This window comes from Streptomyces sp. NPDC003720, from assembly GCF_042875075.1.
Taxonomy (GTDB): Bacteria; Actinomycetota; Actinomycetes; order Streptomycetales; family Streptomycetaceae; genus Streptomyces.
In genome coordinates, this window is record NZ_JBIANZ010000008.1 from 41985 (window position 1) to 55485 (window position 13501).

7 protein-coding genes are annotated in these 13501 nt (G+C 74.3%); 6 read left to right on the plus strand and 1 reads right to left on the minus strand.

Annotated elements, in window-relative coordinates:
* The first annotated feature begins 12 nt into the window (after positions 1-12).
* Positions 13-1137: a GuaB3 family IMP dehydrogenase-related protein gene (locus ACFYU0_RS22420; protein ID WP_351672103.1), complete on the plus strand. Its 1125-nt coding sequence runs from the start codon at positions 13-15 to the stop codon at positions 1135-1137.
* A gap of 112 nt (positions 1138-1249) precedes the next feature.
* On the opposite strand, the gene ACFYU0_RS22425 is transcribed toward ACFYU0_RS22420, so the two are convergent.
* Positions 1250-2458 (minus strand): nucleotide sugar dehydrogenase, encoded by a 1209-nt coding sequence (locus ACFYU0_RS22425; RefSeq protein ID WP_389303711.1) that lies wholly within the window; start codon positions 2456-2458, stop codon positions 1250-1252.
* A 287-nt stretch (positions 2459-2745) separates the two neighbouring features.
* On the opposite strand from ACFYU0_RS22425, the gene ACFYU0_RS22430 reads away from it, so the two are divergent.
* The 5 genes from ACFYU0_RS22430 (at position 2746) to ACFYU0_RS22450 (ending at position 13432) form a co-directional block, all read left to right on the plus strand.
* Positions 2746-4452 (plus strand): glycerol-3-phosphate dehydrogenase/oxidase, encoded by a 1707-nt coding sequence (locus ACFYU0_RS22430; RefSeq protein ID WP_389303714.1) that lies wholly within the window; start codon positions 2746-2748, stop codon positions 4450-4452.
* A 348-nt stretch (positions 4453-4800) separates the two neighbouring features.
* Positions 4801-6852 carry a serine/threonine-protein kinase gene (locus ACFYU0_RS22435; RefSeq protein ID WP_389303717.1) on the plus strand — a complete coding sequence of 684 codons (2052 nt, stop codon included), beginning with the start codon at positions 4801-4803 and terminating at the stop codon, positions 6850-6852.
* A 164-nt stretch (positions 6853-7016) separates the two neighbouring features.
* The gene (locus tag ACFYU0_RS22440; protein ID WP_389303720.1) at positions 7017-9770 is read left to right on the plus strand and encodes a protein kinase; all 2754 of its coding nucleotides are present in this window, start codon (positions 7017-7019) and stop codon (positions 9768-9770) included.
* Between the two features lie 162 nt (positions 9771-9932).
* Positions 9933-11636: a serine/threonine-protein kinase gene (locus ACFYU0_RS22445; RefSeq protein WP_389304107.1), complete on the plus strand. Its 1704-nt coding sequence runs from the start codon at positions 9933-9935 to the stop codon at positions 11634-11636.
* Between the two features lie 134 nt (positions 11637-11770).
* Positions 11771-13432: a serine/threonine-protein kinase gene (locus ACFYU0_RS22450; RefSeq protein ID WP_389303723.1), complete on the plus strand. Its 1662-nt coding sequence runs from the start codon at positions 11771-11773 to the stop codon at positions 13430-13432.
* Positions 13433-13501 lie beyond the last annotated feature (69 nt).

Here is a 13501-nt window from a genome sequence, read left to right on the forward strand (position 1 = left end):
AAAGGCCAAGACGTGACTGAGATCGAGATCGGGCGCGGCAAGCGCGGCCGCCGGGCGTACGCCTTCGACGACATCGCCGTCGTCCCCAGCCGCCGTACGCGGGACCCGAAGGAGGTCTCGATCGCCTGGCAGATCGACGCCTACCGGTTCGAGCTGCCGTTCCTGGCCGCCCCCATGGACTCGGTCGTCTCCCCGGCCACCGCGATCCGCATCGGCGAGCTGGGCGGTCTGGGCGTACTGAACCTCGAGGGCCTGTGGACGCGGCACGAGAACCCGCAGCCGCTGCTCGACGAGATCGCCGAGCTGCCCGCCGAGCGGGCGACCCGCCGCCTCCAGGAGATCTACGCGGCTCCCGTCAAGGAGGAGCTGATCGGCGCCCGCATCAAGGAGGTGCGCGACTCCGGCGTGGTCACGGCGGCCGCGCTCTCCCCGCAGCGCACCGCCGAGTTCTCCAAGGCGGTCGTGGACGCGGGCGTGGACATCTTCGTCATCCGCGGAACGACGGTCTCCGCGGAGCACGTGTCGTCCTCGCACGAGCCGCTGAACCTCAAGCAGTTCATCTACGAGCTGGACGTCCCGGTGATCGTGGGCGGCTGCGCCACCTACACCGCGGCCCTGCACCTGATGCGCACCGGCGCGGCGGGCGTGCTGGTGGGCTTCGGCGGCGGCGCCGCGCACACCACGCGCAACGTGCTCGGCATCCAGGTCCCGATGGCGACGGCGGTCGCCGACGTGGCCGCGGCCCGCCGCGACTACATGGACGAGTCCGGCGGCCGGTACGTGCACGTGATCGCCGACGGCGGCGTCGGCTGGTCCGGCGACCTGCCCAAGGCGATCGCCTGCGGCGCCGACTCCGTGATGATGGGCTCCCCGCTGGCCCGCGGCACGGACGCGCCCGGCAAGGGCCACCACTGGGGCATGGAGGCCGTCAACGAGGAGCTGCCCCGCGGCCAGAAGGTCGACCTGGGCACGGTCGGCACCATCGAGGAGATCCTCACCGGCCCGTCCCACACTCCCGACGGCTCCATGAACTTCTTCGGCGCCCTGCGCCGCGCCATGGCCACCACCGGCTACAGCGAGCTGAAGGAGTTCCAGCGGGTCGAGGTGACGGTCGCGGACAGCCAGCACCGCCGCTGAGCCTTCTGAGCACCGCAAGGGCCGGCCGTCCAGCAGGACGACCGGCCCTTGCGTGTCTCCGTGCGCACCCGCAGCCGCGGTCCCGCCCCTCAGGCCGCCGGCGCGCTCCTCTTCACAACCGGTGCGCCGCCCCCGTGGGGGCCGCGCCCCTGGTGTCCAGGAGGAGTTGCGCCTTCACCGACAGGCCCTGCAGGTCGTAGGTGCGGTGGTGCTGGAGCAGGATCGTCAGGTCGGCGTCGGCGACCGCCTCGTACAGGGCGTCGGCCCGGGGGACCGGGCGGTCGAGGACGCTCCACGCGTGCACGTACGGGTCGTGGAAGCTCACGGACGCGCCCAGCTCGGTCAGCCGCACCGCGATCTCGCGCGCGGGCGTGCCCTGGAGGTCGGCGATGTCGGGCTTGTAGGTGACGCCGAGCAGCAGCACGCGGGCCCCGCGCGCGGACTTGCCGTGCTCGTTGAGGAGGGTGGCGGCGCGCCGGACGACGTACTCGGGCATGCGGTCGTTGACCTGCTGGGCGAGTTCCACCATGCGCAGGGTGCGGGTCGCGTGGCCGGTCAGGTCCTGGGGGAGGCCGTGGCCGCCGACGCCCGGGCCCGGCCGGAAGGCCTGGAAGCCGAACGGCTTGGTCTCCGCGCAGCGCAGTACGTCCCACAGGTCGACGCCCAGCTCGTGGCAGAGCACGGCCATCTCGTTGACCAGCGCGATGTTCACGTGCCGGTAGTTCGTCTCCAGCAACTGCACCGTCTCCGCCTCGCGCAGCCCGCGCGCGCGGACCACCTTGTCGGTCAGCCGCCCGTAGAAGGCGGCGGCCGACTCGGTGCAGGCCGGGGTGAGGCCGCCGATGACCTTGGGCGTGTTGACGGGGTTGCGGTCGCGGTTGCCGGGGTCGACCCGGCTGGGCGAGTAGGCGAGGTGGAAGTCGCGTCCGGCGCGGAGCCCGGATCCCTCTTCCAGCAGGGGGCGCAGGAACTCCTCGGTGGTGCCGGGCAGCACGGGTGACTCCAGGATGACCGTGGTGTGCGGGCGGAGCCGCTGGGCGAGCGTGCGGGCGGCACCCTCCACCTGACCGAGGTCCATCCCGCCGTCGGCGCCGCGCGGAGTGGGCGCGCAGATCACCGCGGTGCGCACCCGGCCGAGCTGGGCCGGGTCGGTGCCCGGCAGGAATCCGGTGGAGCGCATCCGGCGCAGCTCGGCGGGGCTGAGCGAGCCGGCCTCGGGGCCGGTGGCGTACCCGATGGTCGGGATGCCTGCGGCGACGGCGGCCTGGGCGAGCGGCAGGCCGTACGGACCGAGTCCGATCACGGCGAGGTCTGCGGGCATGGGGCGTGGGCCGTCCTTCCCAGTAGCCGAAGCGGAACAGGTGCGCAACCGCTGTGAGCAGCATGTACGAGCGCACTGTCACACTAGGAGTAAATATGACCGTTATGTGGGATTGTGTTCGTGTGTCTCCCGGGTCGTTGCGCGGACGTTGTCCACAGGTCGCGGGCGCGTGGTGGCCGGTGCAGGACGAGCCGGTCAGAATTTGGGCATGAGGAGGGGGTGAACGGGCTTCGCCCACCGCGGGTGCGGCCGACGCGGAGCGAGACGTCCGACAGCGGGAGGCAGCGGTGAGGACAGCGACTCTGGGCCCGGAGCGGCGCGCCGAGGCACTGGCGGCGATGGCGGAACGCGAACTGGACGTGCTGGTGGTCGGCGGCGGAGTGGTGGGCGCCGGCACCGCGCTGGACGCCGTCACCCGTGGTCTGTCCACCGGCCTGGTCGAGGCCCGCGACTGGGCGTCCGGCACCTCCAGCCGGTCCAGCAAGCTCATCCACGGCGGCCTGCGCTACCTGGAGATGCTCGACTTCGCCCTCGTCCGCGAGGCGCTGAAGGAACGCGGCCTGCTGCTGGAGCGGCTCGCCCCGCACCTGGTCAAACCGGTGCCGTTCCTCTACCCGCTCCAGCACAAGGGCTGGGAGCGGGTGTACGCCGGGTCCGGCGTCGCGCTCTACGACGCGATGTCGATGGCCCGCGGGCACGGCCGGGGCCTGCCCCTGCACCGGCACCTGACCCGCCGTCACGCCCTGCGCGTCGCGCCGTGCCTGAAGAAGGACGCCCTGGTCGGCGCGCTGCAGTACTACGACGCCCAGATGGACGACGCCCGCTTCGTCACCAACCTGGTGCGCACGGCGGTGTCCTACGGCGCGCGGGTCGCCAACCGGGCCCGCGTCACCGGGTTCCTGCGTGAGGGCGAGCGGGTCGTCGGCGCCCGGGTGCAGGACGTGGAGGGCGGCGGGGAGTACGAGATCCGCGCCAAGCAGGTCGTCAACGCCACCGGTGTGTGGACGGACGACACCCAGGCCATGGTGGGGGAGCGGGGCCAGTTCCACGTCCGCGCCTCCAAGGGCATCCACCTGGTCGTGCCCAAGGACCGCATCCACTCCACCACCGGTCTGATCCTGCGCACCGAGAAGTCGGTCCTGTTCGTCATCCCCTGGGGCCGGCACTGGATCGTCGGCACCACGGACACCGGCTGGGACCTCGACAAGGCGCACCCGGCCGCCTCCAGCGCCGACATCGACTACCTGCTGGAGCACGTCAACTCGGTGCTCGCCGTGCCGCTCAGCCGGGACGACGTGCAAGGGGTGTACGCCGGACTGCGCCCGCTGCTGGCCGGCGAGTCGGACGCCACCAGCAAGCTGTCCCGCGAGCACACCGTGGCGCATCCCGCGCCCGGCCTGGTGGTCGTGGCGGGCGGCAAGTACACGACGTACCGGGTGATGGCGAAGGACGCCGTCGACGAGGCCGTGCACGGGCTCGACACGCGCGTCGCCGACTGCGTCACCGAGGAGATCCCGCTGCTCGGCGCCGAGGGGTACCGGGCGATGTGGAACGCCCGGGCGCGGATAGCCGCCCGCACCGGTCTGCACGTGGTCCGGGTGGAGCACCTGCTGAACCGGTACGGCTCCATGGCGGAGGAGGTCCTGGACCTCATCGCCGCCGACCCGACGCTGGGCGAGCCGCTGCGGGCCGCCGACGACTATCTGCGCGCCGAGGTCGTGTACGCCGCCTCGCACGAGGGCGCCCGGCACCTGGACGACGTGCTCACCCGCCGCACCCGCATCTCCATCGAGACCTTCGACCGGGGCACCCGCAGCGCCCGCGAGGCCGCCGAGCTGATGGCGCCCGTCCTCGGCTGGGACAAGGGCCAGATCGAGCGCGAGGTGGAGCACTACGAGAAGCGGGTGGAGGCCGAGCGGGAGTCCCAGCTCCAGCCGGACGACCTGACGGCGGACGCGGCCCGGCTGGGAGCGCCGGACATCGTGCCGCTGTAGCCGGAACCGGTGCGGCCGGAACCACCCGGACGAGTGAGCCGGGCCGGGATCTCCGCCGCCGGCCCGGCCGTTGTACCCGGTGCGAGGACGGATCCGGCGGCGCGCGGGGCGGGTCCGGCGGCTGGTGCGCCGGGGTTCTGCGGGTGCCGGAAAGGATGTCGGAGAGCGGCCGGGGCGGGCTGGGAGGGGCGAGTGGGGCGCATGGTCTGACGCGGACTCAAGGTGACGGTGCGGCGGGTGTTCCGGTGTGCGCGGCCCCCGGCGCGGCAGTGGGCACCCTGGGCGTCGGGCACTTGTCGGGTGAGAGACAATGGAGGCTCTGTCAGGGCGGGTTGCATGAGGGGACGCATGTCGGAGGCGGAGCGGGCGGGAACATCCCGTCAGGAGACTCGTCAGGGCAAGAACGAGGGTCGTCTCCTCGCCGGGCGGTACCGGCTGGGAGACGTGCTGGGCCGCGGCGGCATGGGCACGGTGTGGCGCGCCGAGGACGAGACCCTCGGTCGCACGGTCGCCGTCAAGGAGCTGCGGTTCCCGTCGAACATCGACGAGGAGGAGAAGCGGCGTCTGATCACGCGCACCCTGCGCGAGGCCAAGGCGATCGCCCGGATCCGCAACAACAGCGCGGTGACGGTCTTCGACGTGGTCGAGGAGGACGACCGGCCGTGGATCGTCATGGAGCTGGTCGAGGGCAAGTCCCTGGCCGAGGTCATCCGTGAGGACGGCCTGCTGGAGCCCAAACGAGCGGCCGAGGTGGGCCTCGCCGTCCTCGACGTGCTGCGCTCCGCGCACCGCCAGGGCATCCTGCACCGGGACGTGAAGCCGTCCAACGTGCTGATCGCCGAGGACGGCCGGGTCGTGCTCACCGACTTCGGCATCGCGCAGGTCGAGGGCGACCCGTCCATCACCTCCACCGGCATGCTGGTCGGCGCCCCCTCCTACATCTCCCCGGAGCGCGCCCGCGGGCACAAGCCCGGTCCCGCGGCCGACCTGTGGTCCCTGGGCGGCCTGCTGTACGCGTCCGTCGAGGGTCTGCCGCCGTACGACAAGGGCTCGGCGATCGCCACGCTGACCGCGGTGATGACCGAGCCCCTGGAGGAGCCCAAGAACGCCGGCCCGCTCAGGGACGTCATCTACGGCCTGCTCAACAAGGACCCGGCGCAGCGGCTCGACGACGCCGGCGCCCGGACCATGCTCAACGCGGTGATCCACGCGCCGGAGCCCGAGCCGATGGACGCCACCCGTGTCGTCCCGCTGCCGGCGCAGCCCGGCGCCCCGGAAGGCAAGCCGGGCCAGGAGGCCGGGGAGAAGCTGCGCGGAGCCCTGCGCTCGGTCCGCAAGGCGGCCGGGGCGGCCACCGCGGCGGCGGCCGTGCGGGCGAAGAGCAACAGCGGGACGGCCGCTTCGGGTACCGGCGCCGCGGACACGGAGGGCGGTGCGGGCGCCGCGGAGCGCGGTCGGACCGGCGCCGCCGCGGGTGCGGGCGCCGGCGCCGGCGCGCGGGGGAGGCAGGCCGGCCCCGCCCAGGGCTCCCCGTCCGCGCCGAACTCCGATGCGACCAAGCCCAGTTCCGGGTGGCCCGTGGTGCCGCCGCCGGACCTGGACCTGCCGCCGCGGCCGGTGCCCAGAGCGCCGCTCACCGACGTGGTGCCCAGGCGGACCCTGGTGATCATCGCGGTCGTGGTCGCGCTGGCGGTGATCGGCACCGTACTGGCCGTCGTGTTCGGCGGCGGTGACGACAAGGGCGGCGACCGCGGCAGCGGCGCCAAGGCGGCGCCGAGCGCGAGTGCCTCCACCAAGGAGGACAAGAACACGGGCGGCGAGAGCAGCCCCGGCGACGGCGCCCGGACCGACGGGAGCGCCTCGGCCTCCGCGTCGTCCGGCTCGTCGTCGGACGACGGGGCGAGCGCGAGCGCCTCCGGCGACAGCGGGGACTCCGGCTCGTCCGGCTCGAAGGGCGGCGGCAGCGCGCCCGTCGCGTCGACCCACAAGGGCGGCCAGGGGTACTCGATCGGGCTGCCCAAGGGCTGGAAGTACGAGTCCACCGGACGGGCCGGGGACCGCTACACGGGTCCCGACGGACAGACGCTGCTGGTGGCTTGGACCAGCACGCCCAAGAACGACCCGGTGGCGGACTGGAAGAGCCAGGAGCGCTACATGGTGCGTTCCCAGTACCAGCGGATCCGCATAGAGAAGGTCGACTACCGCGACTGGAACACCGCCGACTGGGAGTTCACCTACTCCGACAACGGCACGCGGTACCGCACGATCGACCGCGGTTTCGTGGTGAACGGGCATCTCGGCCACGCGCTGATGTACACCGCCAAGGCCGGGAAGTGGCAGAGCGACCTGCGCAAGGACACCTGGCGGACGCTGACGAAGTCCTTCGAGCCCAAGTCGTGACATGACCGAGCCCGGTTCGGATCCGTGAGAATCCGTCATCCCCTCAATGCGGGTTGCCTCCGGCACGTATCGTGAATGGTTGCGGACCGTACGGAGCCGGATGCGGACGCGGAACGGACCGTAGTGGAACGGATCTGAACGACCAGGCGGCCGGGGGAGGCAACGTGGACGACTACGCGGGCCGGGTGCTCGCGGACCGCTACCGCCTGCCGCTGCCGCCGTCCGACGAGTACGAACTGACCGAGACCCGGGCGTTCGACACCTACAGCGGCCAGGAGGTGCTGGTCCGTCAGGTGCCGCTGCCCGAGGTCGTCGAGGCCGAGGTGCTCGACTCCGAGGGGCTGCCCGAGGGCTTCACGGCCCGCGAGCGCGGCGGCCGCCGCTCACCCGCCGCCCGCACGGCCACCCGCCGCCCGTCGGACCCCGCGGTGCGGCGCGCCGTCGAGGCCGCGCAGGCGGCGGCCCGCATCCCCGACCATCCGCGGCTCGACCAGGTCTTCGACGTGTTCGCCGAGGGCGGCTCGCTGTGGATCGTCAGCGAGTGGGTGGCCGCCCGGCCCCTGTCCGCGCTGCTGGCCGAGCAGCCGCTGGCGCCGTACCGGGCGGCCGAGGTCGCCTCCGACGTCCTCATGGCACTGCGCGTGCTGCACGCCCACGGCTGGACGCACCGCAACATCACCGCCCGCACGGTCCTCGTCTGCGACGACGGCCGGGTGATGCTGACCGGACTCGCGGTCGGCGCGGCGGAGGAGGCGCTGTGCGGGTACGACCCGGTGCCGGCCCAGGACGGGCCGCAGGACCCGCTCGGGCCGGCCGGTGACGGCGGCGGTACGGACGTCCGGGCCCCCGGCGGACACCTTCCCGGCGCCCCGGGCACCCCGGGCAGCTCAGGGAGCCAGGGGTTCGGCGGCGCGCCCGGGCCCGCCGAGCCGGTTCCGTCCCCCGACGCCGATCCCGAGGCCGCGCGGCGTGCCGCGATCCAGGCGCGGGCGGCCGGCGGGCTGCCGGTGCCGGGCGGTGCTCCCCCGGGGACCGTCGCGGTGCCGCCGTCCGGACGCCGGGCCCTGGAGAGCGGCGACGACGTCCGTGCCGCCCGCGCCGGGGCGATAGCCGCCTACCGCGCCGGCACCCGTGCCGCCGCCCGGGTGCAGGAGGCCCAGCAGAACGGCCGCGCCGCGCTGCCCGGCGCCCGTCCGCCCGCCGAGGGCGACACCGGGGCCGCGGGCGCGGCGCAGCAGCCGTACTCAGCCGGCCGGACCGCGATCCCGCCCGGCCGGACGGCCGACCCCCACGGCGCGCCCGGCACCGCCTGGCACGGCGCCGCACCCCGCACCGCCCCGGCCGGCGACCCGCAGCGACCGGGACTGCCGTCCGGCGACGACACGGCCTCCGGCTCGGGGCGCCTGCCGTTGCCCGGCCAGGCGCCCCCGCCCGGATACGGGAGCGCCGGCTCCGGCCAGTCGCCCGCGCCCACGTCGTACGGGGCTCCTGGCCCTGGTCAGCCATTCGCCTCTGGGCACGGGGCTTCCGGCCCCGGCGCCATGGTCCCGGGTCAGTCGTCCGCGCCCGGATACGGCGCACCCGGCCCCGGTCACGACGTCGCCCCGCGCGGCAACCCCTCCGCAGCGGGCTCCGGGTGGGACGACCCCGGGGCCGGGAGTGGCGCCGCGCGGCGTGGCCCCGGCACCGCGCTCGCCGCCGAGCGGGCCCGGCAGGTGCGGATGACCGTGGTCGGGCCGGTCACCGAGCGCTGGGCACCGGAGCAGGCGGGCCCCGTGCACGAGAACTGGCAGTTGGCCGCGCCGATCGGGCCCGCCACCGACCTCTGGGCGCTGGGCGCGCTGCTCTTCCGCGCCGTCCAGGGACACGCCCCCTATCCCGAGGAGTCCACGGCCGAGCTGGTGCAGCTCGTGTGCGCGGAGCCGCCCGCCTTCGCCGAGGAGTGCGGGCCGCTGCGCCCGGTCGTGGAGTCGCTGCTGCGTCAGGACCCCACCGACCGGCCGGACTTCGAGGAGCTGAGCGGCTGGCTGCGCTCCCTGGTGCGCTCGGCGCCCGAGCCGGACGCCGGCGCCCATGTGGTGCCCGTGCCGCCCGCCGACCCCAACCGCCTGCCGATCGTCCGGCGGCGCGGCGAACTCGTACGGCGGCGGCGTGCCCGGGTGCCCGCCACCCATCCGCACGGGCGGCACAAACGCGCCGCCGAGCAAGCGCGTTCTCCCCGCAGCCTGGGCAGGCTGCTGCTCCTGCTGGTCTTTCTTCTGCTGGCCGGCGCGGTGGCGTACGCGATGCTGTTCATGCCCAAGCAGGGCGAGAGCGGCGCCGGCGGCGACCGCACCGGCAGCGCCGGTGAGGCGAGTCCGGCGCCCTCGCCCTCCGAACGTCCCTCATCCGCGGGGCCGTCCGATTCCGGTCCCTCGGCGTCCGCACCCGCCGCCGAGACCCAGACCGGCGGCGACCCCTCCGTCGCCGACGGGTTCACCCTGCGCAAGGACCCGGACGGCTTCCGCATCGCCGTCGCCAAGGGCTGGGACCGCACACCGAAGAACGGCAGCGGCCAAGTCGTCTACTCCCACGGGGACTTCGAGCTGCTCGTCGTACCCGGACGGGACGGAACAGGCGGCTACGGCAGCGATCCGATGGTCTACCAGCGGGACAGGGAGCGCGAACTCCAGCCGTACCGGGACTCCAGCTGGGCCACGGCCACCGGCCTGCGGACCATCGAGGTCGGCGGACGGACCATGGCAGAGGGCCAGTTCACCTGGACCGACGGACAGGGCCGCGACCGGTACGTGCGCAACATGGCGATCCTGCTGAACGGCCGCTACCACATCGTCCAGGTCCGAGGCCCGGAGGCCGAGCGCGACGAGGTGACACGGCTGTACGAGCAAGCTACCGCGACGTACCGCTACACGGGTTGAGCGCCCCGTATACCGCCTGCGTGAAACGGTGTTGGGGTCCGCCCGCGCGCCGGAAGCGGTAACCGTCACAGGACTGTCACCTTGGTACCCCTCGTGTTCCCAGGGGGAGGGCCGGTCCTTAGTCTGACCCTGTCAATAGCATTGCGGGGCAACGTGAATCAGATGCAGGGCCTGCTCATAGCGGGCCGCTACCGGCTCGCCGATTCCATCGGCAGCGGCGGCATGGGCCGGGTGTGGCGCGCCCACGACGAGGTGCTGCACCGGCACGTCGCCGTCAAGGAGCTGACCGCGGCGCTCTACGTCTCCGACAGCGACCGGGCCGTCCTGCTGGCCCGCACCCGGGCCGAGGCGCGGGCCGCCGCACGCATCAACCACTCCGCCGTCGTCACCGTCCACGACGTGCTGGAGCACGACGGCCGCCCGTGGATCGTGATGGAGCTGGTCGAGGGCCACTCGCTGGCCGACGCGGTCAAGGAGCGCGGCCGCATCGAACCCGCCGAGGCCGCGCGGATCGGCCTGTGGGTGCTGCGGGCCCTGCGCGCCGCGCACTCGGCCGGTGTACTCCACCGGGACGTCAAACCCGGCAACGTCCTCCTCGGCCGGGACGGCCGGGTCCTGCTCACCGACTTCGGCATCGCCCAGATCGAGGGCGACTCCACCATCACCCGCACCGGAGAGGTCGTCGGCTCGGTCGACTACCTCGCGCCCGAGCGGGTGCGAGGTCACGACCCGGGCCCGTCCTCGGATCTGTGGGCGCTCGGGGCCACGCTGTACACGGCGGTCGAGGGACGCTCGCCGTTCCGCCGGACCTCGCCGCTGAGCACCATGCAGGCGGTCGTCGAGGAAGAGGCGGAGGAGCCCCGCAACGCCGGTCCGCTCGGCCCCGTCATATCCGCCCTGCTGCGCAAGGAACCGGCCCAGCGGCCGGGCGCGAAGGAGGCGGAACGCATGCTCGCGGAGGCGGCGCAGGGCCGCCTGCCGCAGACCACGCAGGCGTTCGTACCGGCGCAGAGCCCGGGCACGCAGGCCGGCGCGCCGGGGAACACCGGCCACGCGCCCGCCGGTTACCCCTCGGGAGGGGCCACGCGCGCTCACGGCGCACCGGCGGCCGGGGGCCGCTCCACGACCGGGGCGACGGCCGTGGCCCCCGCACCCGCGGGTCCGCCGGACCGGCCCAGGCGACGGCTGCGCACCCTCGCGCTGGTCGTCGCCGTCGCGGCCGTGTTCGGCGGCGCCGCGGCCGTCGCCTACCAGCAGTGGGGCGGATCGGAGCACGGCACCGGCGCGAGCGGGGGCACGGGCCGGCTCACCCCCTCGCCCTCCACCAGCCCCAGCTCCGGCGGCAGCGCCACGCCGGGCCCCGACGGTGTCCTGCCCGCCTCCTGGCAGGCGTACCCCGACCCGTGGGGCTTCACCGTCTACCTGCCCAAAGGCTGGTCGCGCCGGGTCGTCGAGGCGAAGGACGGCGCGGCCGACCCCGACCTCCGGCAGGTCGACTACACGCCCGACGGCGGCAAGCACTTCCTGCGCATCTCCATGGACACCAGCTCGGACTTCGCCAACGCCCTCGCGCACCAGAGGAACCTGGAAGGGCAGGTCCAGTCGCTCGTCAACTACCACCGGGTCACCATGAAGGCGAACACCTACCGCGACCGCGAGGGCGCGGTGTGGGAGATGACCTGGGACGCGCTGGCGAAGGACCCGCCCTACGTGGCCGGGCCCCGGCACGCCATCGAGGAGACGTACTTCTCGCGCGAGGGAACCGAGTACGCGATCTACATGTCGACGCCCGAGGCCGACTGGCCGCGGACCAGCAAGCAGTTCCAGTGGGTGCTACGGAGCTGGCAGCCGCCGAGCACCGGCTGACCTGACCTGCCGACCCACTGATCGTCTGAGCTGAATTGCCGCCGGCCGACCGGCCGACAGGTTCGGTCTCGGCACTCGGCACTTGGCCGATCACCGACCCGAACGGGTGCGGCCGGTGCGGCATGATGGGCCTCATGGGATCCGACGGGGACGACTTCCGCGTGATCGCGGGCCGTTACCGCCTCCAGGAGCGGATCGGGCGCGGCGGCATGGGCGTCGTATGGCGGGCCAGCGACCAGGTGCTGGGCCGGCTGGTGGCGGTCAAGGAACTGGCGGCCGACGACTCCCTCCCGGACGACGACGCCCGCCGCCGCCGTGACCGCACCTTCCGTGAGGCGCGGGCGGTCGCACAGTTGCGGCACCCGCACATCATCGTCGTGCACGACGTCATCGAGCAGGACGAGCGTCCGTACCTCGTCATGGAGTTGATCGACGGCGGCTCGCTCGCCGACCGCCTCACCAGGCACGGCCCCGTCGACGCCGCCGAGGCCGCCCGGATCGGCGCCGACCTGCTGAGCGCGCTGCGCGTCGCGCACGCGGCCGGCGTGCTGCACCGCGACATCAAACCCGCGAACGTGCTGCTGGAGTCCGGCACCGGCCGGGTGGTGCTGACCGACTTCGGCATCGCGCAGGTCGCGGGCGCCACCACGCTCACCGAGACCGGCTCCTTCGTCGGCTCGCCCGAGTACACCGCCCCGGAGCGGATGGCCGGCACCCGCACCGGGCCCGAGTCCGACCTGTGGTCGCTGGGCGCGCTGCTGTGCACGGTGCTCAGCGGCGAGTCCCCCTTCCGGCGGGACTCGCTCGGCGGCATCCTGCACGCCGTCGTCGCCGCCGAGATCCGGCCACCCGCCGAGGCCGAGCCGCTGCTGCCCGTCGTACGGGGCCTGCTGGAACGCGACCCGGACCGGCGGCTGGACGCGGCGGACGCCGAGCGGATGCTGCGGGCCTTCCTGGAGACGGGCCGCACGCCGGCCGCCCCGGAAACGCCGGCGACCGGCCGCACCCCCAGGCTCGTCGCCCGGGCGGCCCGCGCGGCCGGAGCGGGTCACCCGCCGGCCGAGCCCGACGCGCCGCGGGCGCCCGCCGACCCGCCGACGCCCGTACAGCCCCCGCCCGGCCGGCAGTCGTCGCGCGGTGTGCTGATCGCCGCGCTGCTGGTCGCGGCGGTGGCCGGGGCCGGTGTCTCGGCGGCGGCGCTGCTGCTGCACCGGGGCGACGGCGGCGGCCCGCCCGGTGGCCCGACCAGCAGCCCGGCGGCGCCGACGAGTCGCTCCGCGTCCCCGCCGGCCGGCAGCGCCTCGCCGTCCCGCGCGGGCACCGCGCCCGCTGCCTCCCGGCCGCACACCGCCCCCTCCGGCTACCGCACCGCGCGGGACCCGGCCGGCTTCTCGCTCGCCGTGCCGGAGGACTTCGACCGCGAACGGCAGGGCGAGCGCGTCTTCTACCTCTCCCCGGGGCAGACCTTCCGGCTCGGCGTCAAGGTCTCCCCGCCCGACGCCGGCGGGCCCGCCGCGGTGATGAGCCGGGCGGCGGCGGAAGGGGCCGGCACCAATCCGGGTTACCACGACGGCCGGGTCGTCGGGACCACGCACTCCGGGCACCCCGCCGCCCTCTGGGAGTTCACCTGGGACGGCTTCAGCGCGGCCGAGGGGCCGCGCCACACCTACGACCTGTGCTGGGAGGAGGACGGCCGGATGTACGACGTGTGGGTGTCGGCGCCGGTCGGACGGGTCCGGGAGGCCCGGGAGTACTTCGACGTCGCCGTGGACACCTTCTCGGTCACGACACGTTGATTCCCGCCCGGTCACGGCTTCGTGACCGGTTCGTGCTCCCTGTGGTGGCGGACGCCGGTGGCGCGATAT